Annotated in this window: 16 protein-coding genes; 5 read left to right on the forward strand and 11 right to left on the reverse strand. The window is 46.8% G+C overall.

The window, feature by feature from the left end; genetic code table 11:
• Positions 1-18 precede the first annotated feature (18 nt).
• The 11 genes from PSI22_RS16685 to PSI22_RS16735 all read right to left on the reverse strand — a co-directional run bounded on the left by PSI22_RS16685 (position 19) and on the right by PSI22_RS16735 (position 6,438).
• On the reverse strand, positions 19-714 hold the full coding sequence (locus PSI22_RS16685) for a terminase large subunit domain-containing protein (RefSeq protein ID WP_273580726.1): 696 nt from the start codon (positions 712-714) through the stop codon (positions 19-21).
• The gene (locus PSI22_RS16690; protein ID WP_038248669.1) at positions 711-920 is read right to left on the reverse strand and encodes a hypothetical protein; all 210 of its coding nucleotides are present in this window, start codon (positions 918-920) and stop codon (positions 711-713) included. Before PSI22_RS16690 ends, PSI22_RS16685 begins: the two co-directional genes overlap by 4 nt.
• Complete coding sequence (locus PSI22_RS16695; RefSeq protein WP_273580727.1) at positions 920-3,280, reverse strand: replication endonuclease; 2,361 nt, start codon at positions 3,278-3,280, stop codon at positions 920-922. Before PSI22_RS16695 ends, PSI22_RS16690 begins: the two co-directional genes overlap by 1 nt.
• Entirely contained in the window at positions 3,277-3,639 is a 363-nt protein-coding gene (locus tag PSI22_RS16700; protein ID WP_273580728.1) for a DUF5405 family protein, read from the reverse strand. Before PSI22_RS16700 ends, PSI22_RS16695 begins: the two co-directional genes overlap by 4 nt.
• Positions 3,636-4,451, reverse strand: a complete 816-nt coding sequence (locus tag PSI22_RS16705; RefSeq protein ID WP_273580729.1) for a Dam family site-specific DNA-(adenine-N6)-methyltransferase — start codon at positions 4,449-4,451, stop codon at positions 3,636-3,638. The genes PSI22_RS16700 and PSI22_RS16705 overlap by 4 nt, the downstream gene beginning before the upstream one ends.
• Positions 4,441-4,842, reverse strand: a complete 402-nt coding sequence (locus tag PSI22_RS16710) for a hypothetical protein (protein WP_273580730.1) — start codon at positions 4,840-4,842, stop codon at positions 4,441-4,443. Before PSI22_RS16710 ends, PSI22_RS16705 begins: the two co-directional genes overlap by 11 nt.
• Before the next feature lies 1 nt (position 4,843).
• Positions 4,844-5,065 (reverse strand): TraR/DksA family transcriptional regulator, encoded by a 222-nt coding sequence (locus tag PSI22_RS16715; protein ID WP_038188510.1) that lies wholly within the window; start codon positions 5,063-5,065, stop codon positions 4,844-4,846.
• Positions 5,058-5,333 carry a DUF2732 family protein gene (locus PSI22_RS16720; protein WP_273580731.1) on the reverse strand — a complete coding sequence of 92 codons (276 nt, stop codon included), beginning with the start codon at positions 5,331-5,333 and terminating at the stop codon, positions 5,058-5,060. The genes PSI22_RS16715 and PSI22_RS16720 overlap by 8 nt, the downstream gene beginning before the upstream one ends.
• A 74-nt stretch (positions 5,334-5,407) precedes the next feature.
• Positions 5,408-5,749 carry a DUF5347 family protein gene (locus PSI22_RS16725; RefSeq protein ID WP_273580732.1) on the reverse strand — a complete coding sequence of 114 codons (342 nt, stop codon included), beginning with the start codon at positions 5,747-5,749 and terminating at the stop codon, positions 5,408-5,410.
• A gap of 137 nt (positions 5,750-5,886) precedes the next feature.
• Positions 5,887-6,123 (reverse strand): hypothetical protein, encoded by a 237-nt coding sequence (locus PSI22_RS16730; RefSeq protein WP_273580733.1) that lies wholly within the window; start codon positions 6,121-6,123, stop codon positions 5,887-5,889.
• Positions 6,124-6,135: 12 nt separating this feature from the next.
• Positions 6,136-6,438 carry a Cox family DNA-binding protein gene (locus PSI22_RS16735; RefSeq protein WP_273580734.1) on the reverse strand — a complete coding sequence of 101 codons (303 nt, stop codon included), beginning with the start codon at positions 6,436-6,438 and terminating at the stop codon, positions 6,136-6,138.
• Positions 6,439-6,632: 194 nt separating this feature from the next.
• Here PSI22_RS16735 and PSI22_RS16740 point away from each other — a divergent pair, with 194 nt between their 5' ends.
• The 5 genes from PSI22_RS16740 to PSI22_RS16760 form a co-directional block, all read left to right on the forward strand.
• A complete protein-coding gene (locus PSI22_RS16740; protein ID WP_038204235.1) occupies positions 6,633-6,926 on the forward strand; it encodes a helix-turn-helix domain-containing protein in 294 nt (97 codons plus the stop codon).
• A gap of 66 nt (positions 6,927-6,992) precedes the next feature.
• On the forward strand, positions 6,993-7,961 hold the full coding sequence (locus PSI22_RS16745; protein ID WP_273580735.1) for a phage integrase: 969 nt from the start codon (positions 6,993-6,995) through the stop codon (positions 7,959-7,961).
• Between the two features lie 82 nt (positions 7,962-8,043).
• Positions 8,044-9,681: a type VI secretion system tip protein TssI/VgrG gene (gene tssI / locus PSI22_RS16750; protein WP_273580736.1), complete on the forward strand. Its 1,638-nt coding sequence runs from the start codon at positions 8,044-8,046 to the stop codon at positions 9,679-9,681.
• A 5-nt stretch (positions 9,682-9,686) separates the two neighbouring features.
• The gene (locus PSI22_RS16755; RefSeq protein ID WP_273580737.1) at positions 9,687-10,490 is read left to right on the forward strand and encodes a DUF4123 domain-containing protein; all 804 of its coding nucleotides are present in this window, start codon (positions 9,687-9,689) and stop codon (positions 10,488-10,490) included.
• The coding region (locus tag PSI22_RS16760) for a hypothetical protein (protein ID WP_370689040.1) at positions 10,487-10,715 on the forward strand (229 nt) is incomplete at its 3' end. The genes PSI22_RS16755 and PSI22_RS16760, both read left to right, overlap by 4 nt.

A 10,715-nucleotide genomic window follows, 5' to 3' on the forward strand; every position in this document is an offset into this window, starting at 1 on the left:
TGGGTTTGTTCTCCCTGATCACCAACGCGGATGCGGCAAGCGGCACAAAAACAGCTCTTCAAAAGCCTGCGGTGAGCACATGTTACGGTTCCGTTCCTCATCTAAGCGATTTTCAACATCATCAAACAATGTGACTGTATCGAAAAAAGCCGATTCACCTTTGACGCAATTCCGAGTAAAGAATTCCTTATAGGCTGCCTCACCGTTATCTCCTGAACATCTGGAGGAATAAAACGTTCTATGCCATTGTTCATGCAGTGAAAGCCCCAATGCCAGACGTATCAGTTTGATAGGGTCATCCCAAAAGGCCCATTCAGAGACATACACATCACCGCATATACCAGCAACAGAACTATCCCCATGTAAAAAATAAATTTCAGCGCCATTACTGAGCGTCAGTAACCGGATATCTTCGGCATTTTCGGTTAAGTGCGTTTGCTGTTCAGGAAAATACTGAGCAACGTTATAAACAAAATTCCGTAGCCAATCTTTATCAGACATAAAAATCTTATTTCTACCAGTCCGACAGGCATCACTTAAAGCTTCCAGCACGAAATAATAATCAGCCCCGGCCTGTCTGTACTTATGCAAAAAGCGATTACGGTGATGTTGATTGGCTTTCCAGCGTTTCTGCCAGACGAATAAATCTAAAACAAATTTACGGTTAATGTTGTAAACAATTTCGGTATTTAAATTTAAGATGATGTTATTCATTTCTGGTTCTCCTGTTCTCCAAAGGTTTCTACATCAGGTATTAATTCAAGTCCTTCCATCGGCATAAACTTAAGTGGGCCATCTTCTTTTAAACTGTTCAGGCAAAGGGCTGATAACAGCCGTTTCATTGAAGGGGACATATGAATCATTCCCGTTTTGCCGTTAATTCGAATAACGATGCCAAAATTTGAAATATTTCCGTTCATCACGTTTTCCTCATTTCACCCATGTTATTAATCCGCTGCCGCAGTGCTTCGCGGCGTTCCTGTTTGCGGGCGTCAAACTCGCGTTGTCTTTGCACCCGCCCGTCTTCCGTTTCAACCAGCCTGACTTCGCCATCAGCAAACCGCATCATCTGGCTGTCAAAGCTGATACTCATGCCTTTCACAAACATCATCGCCATCGATTCAGAGCTGATGGGCATACCCATTGACGCCGTAAACTTCATCACATCAGGCAATAGCGCTTCTTCTTTTCGCGTTAATGTGATCCTGGAGATAACCCTTTTCCCTGAAACGCCGGTTTCTTCGCGCTGTGCGCCATTCTCAGCGGCGTTAATCTCGGTTGCCCATCCCCATTGGAGAACATCCGATAATGCCTTTCCGGTTAAATCAGGCGGGAGCATTGCGCCTTCTTCAACTCCCTGCCAATACCCCGACCCACAGTTATTGACAGGACTCCGAGGCGCGCCGATGGCGCTCTTTAAAAGATTCAAACCCTCGCCTGATGGCTCAGGCGCCGGATTGTGACTCTGGAGTTTTTTGATAATGCGATATTCGCGCTCGCGTGTTTTCACCACGCCGGCGCCGGGATTGAGTTGCGCGTAAATCCCCACGACCTTGGAAATGGTTTCATCATAGGGATTGAGCTTGTCGTCCAGTTCACGGGCGACACGGACAGTCTGCTGATCGCGGGGCGTACAGGGGCCACCCTGTGACAGAATGTAGTTTTCAAAATCACCGATATCAGCCGCTGCCCGTACCTGTTCGGCAATCTCGCCCATCTGGTCAGCAATACTGATACTGCGCAGGCGACGGCACTCGCGATACGCCCCTTTAGAGGGCAGGTTATAAAAATGAAATTGCGGGATACGCCATGTTGACGCCCACGCCGTCACGGCGGAGGCGGCATCTTTCAACGGCTTACCGGTTTCCTTATCGATCAGGCCATCCAAAGCGTAACCGTCGATATTCTTGGCGATGTATTTCGCGATATACCCCACTGCGCCGCCCCGGTTCATGTGCCGGCATTCAAAGCGGTACTTTTTCGCGCCCCGTTCATCGCCATCTTCTTGCAGGGCTTTTTTCCGCATGATGTCGACTGCTTCCGCCCGGCTGGCCTTATCGGTAAACAGCAGGAGATGCCAGTGGGGCGTCCCGTCATGGTGAGGCTCAACCACACGGACACCATAAACATTCAGACCCGCATCCTTAAACGCGGTGCGGATTTTTGCCCAGACGCACACCAGATAACGCTGGCCGTCTTTCGGTGTGTAGGCTTCATCGGCCCAGTTGCTATTGAGCACTGCGATCTTGTCTTTACCCATCAGGCGGGTAGGGTGATATTTTGACGGCGTGGTGATCGTGATAAACATGCCGATATCACCCCGGGCAGTGGCGACCCGTTCAATCCCGGCAATCTGCGCCATCAGTTCCATCCGGCGAATTTCAGGATTGGAAATGCTTTGCATAACCTTTTCAACGAGATCAAAACGCTCGCCGGTCTCCACGTCCTCAATATCCATCGCCTGAAGGTATTGCATATTGGAAAGGCGCTGTGACTTCACATCCTGTATGGCCTGACGGCTGGCATACGGGGAGCGGTTTTTATTGACCGCCATTGCGGCGATCAGGAGCGCTTCGCGCCAACGGGTACGATGTGCCTTGAGCTGGCGATACCAAAAATCGTCATTCACCAGCCGCGACACGGCCGAAACCACGTTTTCCGCTTTCAGTATTCTTTTGCGGTAACGCTGATAATAAACCGGAGTGACATGCAAACCCCGGGCAATCTTGGCTAGTTCACCGTAAATCGGGTGCAGGTTGCGCATCCGATAAAGTGCCTCTTTATTGCCGTTCTCATTGGCAATGCACTGATCGCAATACTGTTCAAACAGGTTGAAAAACCCGGCGGCGATTTTTGTCGCCAGCATTTTTAACTGTTTGTTATGGAGATCGGGCAGGCGGTTAAACTGGCTGATTTCGGCTGATATTCTGGCCGTGGCGGTCAGCGTGGTCTGGGTATCCATTTCAAAGCGGCGGGTCACGGAGACAATCCGCGGCCAGAATTTCTGATGGAAGTCGAAATAAAGAAAATCCTGGGCCTTGCGAACTCCCTGTTCCTTAAGTGTGGTTTCGTAACGTTTTCTAAAGGGATAACGCAGGATGCGTGGCAATGCGTCAATGTCAGCTAAAATCGCTTGCCCCTGAATCAACCTTTCACGGGTAAGCGGTCTTTCAAAACCAACAATCGCCTGATGGCGTGGGGCATTCCACCAATAGGCATAATGCCCATTGGCGGGTTCAGCGTCGGGCAGGGTATTAAAATTAATCAGGCGACGGCTCATACAACAATGCCGCCATACGTATCAGGATTCAACAGATTCAACGCGGTCTGACAACGACGGGTGATCACCTCGACCGTATTAAGATAATCATCAACTGAACGCATCTGGTGCCTGATATGCGACACATGCAGGTTCACCAGTTCAGCAACCAGCGACACGTCGCTGTCATGCCAGCCAACCAGTGAATAACTGCGGTTATACGTGCCGACCTGTAACAGCGCCAGCTTGCCCTGTTTCTCATGGGCCACGACAGCAAAGCGGGTGTCGGTGATATAGACCCCATTTTTGGGATCAAGCACGATAGCAGGTTCGTGCGTTGGGGATTGTGTCCCGCTGTTGTGTTCCAGCAACTCACTCATGCCCGCGCCTCCAACACCGCAATAATTTCTTTTGCAGGCTGACGGTCGCCATTGGCGGCAATCGTGCGTGGGGCGTCTATTTCATGGACAGTGAAACCAAGGTCAGCGTAAAGCGCTTTGGCATCGATGGAATTAGACACGGTGACAGGTACGCCGAGTTCGTTATTCAGTGTGTGTAAAATAACGGCTAATAGCTCATGATCGGCTGGGGTAAAAGCAGACGAGTGATATTGGGTAAATGCGCCGTTTTTAGTTAAATACGGCGGATCACAATAAACAACATCGCCGTATTCAACGAGCGTTAATGTATCCTGCCATTCCAGACAGGTGACTCTCGCTTGTCGCCCTTTTTTATGAAATGCGCGAATTTCATTTTCTGGGAAATAGACGCTTTTATATTTCCCATAAGGAGTATTAAATTCACCGGAGGCGTTATATCGGCACAATCCGTTATAGCAATGGCGGTTTAAATATAAAAATAGAATGGAATTACGATATTCACCTTTCCAAACTGTCTTATCATTAAAATCGGCGCGGCGAGAATAATATATATCCTGACGATTATTACTTTCAAAGTATTCTTTAGCATCGCGAATAAAACGTTCGTCATCCCACAGAATCACTTGGTATAGTTTGATTAAATCCGCATTGATATCGGCAAGAAAATACTCGTCGTAATCCGTATTCATCATGACAGCACAGGAACCTGCGAACGGTTCAACCAGTCGCTTACCTGCTGGCAGATGCGGCAATAACTTATCCATAATGCGGACTTTTGAACCTGCCCATTTGAGGATGGTTTTATTTGCCATTGTCAGTATCCTCATAACAAAAATAAGAAGAGTCTAATAATGAATATTCATAAAAATTAATACAGATTTCATTAGGTGCGCTCATTCGGTTGATAAAATGATAAACTTCATCAACCAGTATCGTTATCCGGGGTGAGGATTTATCAATCAAACCCTCTTCACCCATCATCGTAATCAGGATTAAATCACCGAATAATATAGTCGCTGGGAAAGTGGCATCATCGAAAAGATATCCAAGATTGATATGATCGAAAAGATAAGATTGAGCTACTTTCTTTAACTGTTTTTCAGTCAGTCCCTTTTCTAACGTATTAACAACGCTCACAAACCGATTATTTTTAATGATATTAAATTCCCGTTCAGTAACAGAAACACGGCGTAAAAAACTCATCTCACTCACTCCGGTAATGTTTTTGTTTCAGTTCAAAAACGTCTTGGCAAGGTGTACAGAAGGTGACACCGGCAATAATCATTCGACGTTGTTCGGGGATGGGATTTCCGCAGCTCTCACACTTAAAAGCAGAAACTCCGACAGGGCGGTTGACATGCGCGGCTATCCGGCGTTCCAGCATTTCATCAACGTGCTGAATGGCGAGGTCGAGTGCTTTAGACATGGTTCCACTCCTGCGCCTGACGTTCGATATTTTCCGATTCGCTTTGCAGAAGTGCAGCGCTGGCAGAAGGGCCCATCTTGCTATCCAGAACATGGGCGGACAGCTTCACCAAACGGATGGCATATAAATCCGCGCAATGCTGTCTTTCTGCCTTGCGCGTGTCTTTAATTAATTGCTGAACATACTCATAAGAAAAAACAGTCACGGAGCCATCGCGTGATTCAGCATCCGCAGGGTCATAGCCACTGATTAAATGTTTATTTTCCATTTTTCTATTTCCTGTTTTTAGGTAATAAGAAGTCCTGACGATGAACGTCATAAAATTTATCTTTCGGGCTTTAATTAAATGGCGATATTTTTAGGCATCCATGACATAAACGCTTGAAGCTGAATCATAGCCTCTTTTAATGAACGTCTTTCATCTGAGGTGAAATCCTCATATTGAGATTCATATCTTGATTCAGGTAATCCGGCCAAATCAAAAAGCCCATGCAATAATTTTTTATTATTGCGTTTTCGATTATTAGTACGGTCACGCATGTTTTTTATAAATTCAGAAATAGCTTTATCGCTATTTGATACTGAAACAAAAACAGTACCTTTTATCTGCGCTGTATGACACATGCCGTCTATTTTTTCATCCAGTGTTAATACCACTGCGCTATGATATTCAGTATTAGCCATAGCATCACCTTTACAGTATGGATAATAACGGGGTTAATATTGTTGACGCTAAACCAATTGAAACTAAAGTCATCATCAAAGGGTTTTCTTTTTTAGTGCCGGTTACTTTAATTTTGCAAAAGTCAGCACTGGTGACTTTATACTGATGCTGCACCCTCTTTAATCCGTCCATTTATTCTGCCCCCGTATAATTGTTCACAAAAACCTAACGCCTGTTCACGAGAATCAAATTTACCGTAGCAATATGAGCCGTCTTCAACTTGATAGCGTGGGATTGCACAAACAACACTTTTACGTAAAGGGCGAACTAATAACGTACCGAATTTGATTCGTCCTTTACTTAATTCCTCTGGTGTTGGTAGAAGTTTTTGCATTTTCTGACCTCGTTACAACCCAATCCACAATAGCCAAGCGTCACGCTGTTCTTTTGGGCGATTTAGAAATGCGTCACGCATTCCTCTGTTGAACTCAGGAATATAAACCCAGTTCTCACCGCGTACTTTCGCAGGAATACCATCGATTTCTTTTACATCAGGGTTCTGCCAAAAAACAGTTGGTAACTTACCCTTATCAACCATCCCCTTAACAGCCCCATGAGTTTTGCCGATTAAGTCAGCAAACTTCTGATAAGGAACTGCATCTACTGGGTAGTAAACTTGCATGTAACCATCAGGATTTTCTTCTAACATTTTTCACCTTCTTTTCTATACTTTAAACAGCGGTCAAATCTAGGAACCTCGTATTTTTTAGGCTCATTTGTTACCCTGCTTTACTCAAACGCTTAGAGTTGCTTAAGGGGCTAACTCTGAGTGTTTCACGCACTCAATGGAACACAAGTAGGAACGTTGAGCTAGATACTAGAACACGAACAGGAACCTTGTCAATGGAGATTTCAGAAAAAATCAAAGCCATTCGATCAGCAGAAAACCTCACACAAATACAATTGTGTGAGGTTATGTGTATATCAATCAGTACACTAAAGAAGATAGAGGCTGGATACAGAGAACCTAGCTGGGAAACAATCACAAAGATCACTATGCATCCTAAATTTGAAAAATACGCATTGTGGCTAATGACCGATAAGACTGCTCCTGAGTCTGGTCAAATTAGCCCGACTCTCTCCCCTGATGGTGTAAAACACAAAATGTCACACCACTTAGGCCGGAAAACTGGCTAACACTACATGAGGACTTTCTTGACTGGATAGAAACACAATCACTTTGTTACATCGGAGGGCTTCGTCATGCCAATTAAGAAGCTCGATGATGGTCGGTATATGGTGGACATCCGTCCTGTTGGCCGAACTGGAAGTCGGATCAGACGGAAATTTGATAAAAAAGCAGAAGCTGTTGCTTTTGAGCGTTACACACTGGCTCATGCTCCAAAGCCGGGAAAATCATCTAACAGACAAAGTCTGAGCGATTTACTTAAATTATGGTGGTTGTATCACGGACAAACAGCGGAGAACGGCACGATAGAAAAACGGCAACTAGAAAAAACAATCAAGTTGCTCAATGATCCATCTATAAACCGTCTCAATAAACATGCTTTACTGGAACACCGAAGTAATCGCCTCTCTGACGGTATCAAGGCATCAACGATAAACCGGGATATGTACCGTCTATCAGGGATGATCACAACATTGCAAAAGCTCGAAGTTTTTAGCGGTGACAACCCTCTGAATGGACTACCTCCGCTAAAAGAGCAACAACCTGAAATGACCTTTTTAACAAAAGAAGAGATCAACATGCTGTTATCCGTTCTTTCCGGGGATGAAAGGAAAATTGCACTGTTATGTCTCAGCACGGGTGCCAGATGGGGGGAAGCCGAAACCCTGAAAAGTGCCCAAGTAAAAAACGGTCGGGTTACATTTTTGAAAACCAAGAATGGTAAGCAAAGAACAATCCCGATCTCCAAGACATTAGAAAAGGAAATCAAACAAAAATCAGGGGAGCTATTTGACGTTGATTACGCAAGTTTTCGTGTGAAATTGAGGTCAATAAAACCTGATTTACCGGAAGGACAGGCAACTCACGTTCTGCGCCATACATTTGCGAGTCACTTTGTGATGAAAGGTGGAAACATTGTCGCACTGCAACAAATCTTAGGGCACGCCAACATACAACAGACGATGGCGTATGCGCATTTGGCACCCGATTATTTGCAGTTAGCAATCACATTGAATCCATTAAGTGAAGGTATAGAAATCTAGTAGCCAGAAGCAACTGTAGATAACTAAAGTGTCCACGCGAGTGTCCACACTTGGAAAATTTCAGATCATCTACAGTTGCTTAATGAAAATTATCACTTTGATTTTAAAGGGAATTAATGTTGAAGGGCAGATAAAAAAAAGCCCCACAAGGGGGCTGAAAGACAGGGAATATGTCACCCAGAAACGCGAATCGGATTATGCGTTTTTCAGCCGGTTGGCGGCGGAAGAGGGATGCAGTTTCTGGTTTGAAGATGAAACGGCGTTTTTCAGTGACAGCCATCTGGGAATGACGGCGGGTCTGCCATTGCAATACCAGCCCCAGCCGGAAACGGCATACGGCGTCGATACGATTTATCAGGTGCGGCTAGGCGTTGGTATGAGTCCGCAACGCAGTCTGCATAAAGATTACAACCCGGAGAACCCGCGCTATCACCTCTCCCATATGCAAAGCAGCGAAGGCTTCCGTGATTTTGGCAGCCAGACACCGTATACCGTATTTGAAAGTTATGGACGCTTTCAAAAAGATGCCGCCGCCAAACCCTTTTTAAAATACCGTCAGGAAGCGCTGGATAACCAGAAACAGACCGGCAGCGGCAACAGCAACTGCATCAAACTGATGCCGGGTAAAATTTTCGAGATAAAAAGTCACCCCCATGCGCCGCTTAATGCCCGCTGGCAAATCATCAGCATCCACCACCACGGGCGCTGCCCGCAGGCGCTGGGAGACAATCGCGGTGAAGGCACCACACTCAGCAACACCTTCAGTTTTATCGACGGCCTTGCCGACTGGCGTCCGCCGTTTCACTATAAGCCGCTGGCGGATGGCGATGAAACCGCCATCGTGGTCGGCCCCGACGGGGAAGAAATTTTCGTCAATAAGGATGGCGCTATCAAAATCCATTTTCACTGGAACCGCTATGACGAACCGGATGATAGTGCATCGTGCTGGGTGCGGGTGGCGCAGGGCTGGAATGGTCACGGTTTTGGCTTTATGGCAATCCCCCGTATCGGGCAGGAAGTAATTATTTCTTATCTGAACGGGGATATTGACCGACCCATCGTCACCGGGTGTGTTTATAACGGCCTGAACCGTCCGCCACTGGATTTACCGGCGCAGAAAACCCGCACGACTTTCAAGACCAAAACCCACAAGGGCAAAGGTTTTAACGAACTGCGCTTTGAGGATGCGAAAGGCAGCGAAGAAATCTATTTCCACGGTCAGAAAGATTTTACCGCCCATATCGAAAATGATGCTTACTGGCATATCAAGCACGACCAGAAGAGCCGCATCGACAGTAACCGCTACCACGATATCCGCGCCGATGACCATCATCAGGTCGCCGGCTCCCGCAAAATCACCACCGAAGGAGATGTATCACACCGGATTGCCGGCAGCCAGCATACCCAGACCGGGGATGCCACCGTGATTGACAGCGGACAGGAAATTCACCTGAAAAGTGGCGGCAAAGTGGTGCTGGAAGCGGCATCTGAAATCACGCTGAAAGTGGGTGGCACGTTTCTCAAAGTCACGCCGGGCGGCATTCTGTGTTCACCGATTAATGTCGGGCAGGGTTCGGGTGGCAGCGGGCGCGGGCTGGCACTGCAATTACCGGAAGGTGTAGCACCGTTGCCGATGGTGGAATTCCCGGCTCACCCATACTGCCCGTTACTGGCACAGCAGGATGTCAGTCCGGTGATTAAACCCGCCAAAAAGGAATAATCATAATGACGGAAGAAATGATGACAGAAACCTCAACAAGCTGGCAGGCATGGCTGAATAAATCCAATGATGCATCGGTATTCTTTATCCTCAATTCGCTGGCGCAACCCAATCCGGTCGATCAGTTTTACCATAACGACTGGGTTGAGCAGGCATTTCCGCTCTACAGCGGTACGCCGATGCACAAGATGCTGAAGCAAAGCCCGTGGCTGGTACAGGCGAAAAGCAGCCAGCTATACCAGGTAGGGGAGATGCTGGAGCGGCACGCACTCAGTGATAACAGTTGGGGCTGGGCATACCGCAGTCATATACCTTGGCAGGAGCAGCTTACCCACTGGCAACACCGGCAACTGGTCATGATGAATGGCGAACAGGTGCTGTTCCGCATTATGGATGCCCGTGTTTTTGGCGCGATGATACCTGCCTTCACGCCTGGCGACTGGTCACTGATGCTGTCGCCGGTCACAGAACTGATGATCGACACACCACAGCCGATGCCGTTTTGCCGCCCCAAAGATTGCGGAGAAGGAAACCCTGAAATTCAGTTTACGCTGGGTGAGCATCTGCAAGCGGTCTGGTTGCGCTCCCCTTACGGCCTAAAAGTGTTAACCAGTTCACTTTATAATGATTTATGGGAAAACCACGGCAGCATGGCGAAGCAATGGGATCAGCCAGAAGGCAGTTTGGAACCACAGATTGAACAATGGTTAAGACAAAAACTCGACGCCGGACAGCGGATTGAAAAAGTGTCCAGTCAGGATTACCTGCTGGCGATGGAACAAGAAAAAGAACAGGAGAAAGATCGATGAATAATGAAAATTCGGTTTATTGCCATGATTGCCAGAAAATACTTAAAAGTGATTTATACATTAAACTGGTCAGAGACTACACCAATGAACCGATACCTAATGTGCCTTATACACTGACAAATAAAGGCATAGATCATTCAGGAACGAGCGATGGTAATGGGATGAATCTTGAAGAAGGTTTAACCAGCACACCGTTCACCGTCAAAATAAATCCTTCTCAGTCGG

Source organism: Xenorhabdus aichiensis (genome assembly GCF_028598775.1).
Lineage (GTDB): Bacteria > Pseudomonadota > Gammaproteobacteria > Enterobacterales > Enterobacteriaceae > Xenorhabdus > Xenorhabdus bovienii.

Excerpts from the sequence above, each read along its gene's own strand:
- PSI22_RS16725 (WP_273580732.1), bottom strand. The coding sequence starts at position 5,749 with ATGGCTAATACTGAATATCATAGCGCAGTGGTATTAACACTGGATGAA.
- tssI (WP_273580736.1), top strand. The coding sequence starts at position 8,044 with ATGAAAATTATCACTTTGATTTTAAAGGGAATTAATGTTGAAGGGCAG.
- PSI22_RS16755 (WP_273580737.1), top strand. The coding sequence starts at position 9,687 with ATGACGGAAGAAATGATGACAGAAACCTCAACAAGCTGGCAGGCATGG.
- PSI22_RS16730 (WP_273580733.1), bottom strand. The coding sequence starts at position 6,123 with ATGCAAAAACTTCTACCAACACCAGAGGAATTAAGTAAAGGACGAATC.
- PSI22_RS16685 (WP_273580726.1), bottom strand. The coding sequence starts at position 714 with ATGAATAACATCATCTTAAATTTAAATACCGAAATTGTTTACAACATT.
- PSI22_RS16735 (WP_273580734.1), bottom strand. The coding sequence starts at position 6,438 with ATGTTAGAAGAAAATCCTGATGGTTACATGCAAGTTTACTACCCAGTA.
- PSI22_RS16690 (WP_038248669.1), bottom strand. The coding sequence starts at position 920 with ATGAACGGAAATATTTCAAATTTTGGCATCGTTATTCGAATTAACGGC.
- PSI22_RS16700 (WP_273580728.1), bottom strand. The coding sequence starts at position 3,639 with ATGAGTGAGTTGCTGGAACACAACAGCGGGACACAATCCCCAACGCAC.
- PSI22_RS16740 (WP_038204235.1), top strand. The coding sequence starts at position 6,633 with ATGGAGATTTCAGAAAAAATCAAAGCCATTCGATCAGCAGAAAACCTC.
- PSI22_RS16715 (WP_038188510.1), bottom strand. The coding sequence starts at position 5,065 with ATGTCTAAAGCACTCGACCTCGCCATTCAGCACGTTGATGAAATGCTG.
- PSI22_RS16695 (WP_273580727.1), bottom strand. The coding sequence starts at position 3,280 with ATGAGCCGTCGCCTGATTAATTTTAATACCCTGCCCGACGCTGAACCC.
- PSI22_RS16720 (WP_273580731.1), bottom strand. The coding sequence starts at position 5,333 with ATGGAAAATAAACATTTAATCAGTGGCTATGACCCTGCGGATGCTGAA.
- PSI22_RS16705 (WP_273580729.1), bottom strand. The coding sequence starts at position 4,451 with ATGGCAAATAAAACCATCCTCAAATGGGCAGGTTCAAAAGTCCGCATT.
- PSI22_RS16710 (WP_273580730.1), bottom strand. The coding sequence starts at position 4,842 with ATGAGTTTTTTACGCCGTGTTTCTGTTACTGAACGGGAATTTAATATC.
- PSI22_RS16745 (WP_273580735.1), top strand. The coding sequence starts at position 6,993 with ATGCCAATTAAGAAGCTCGATGATGGTCGGTATATGGTGGACATCCGT.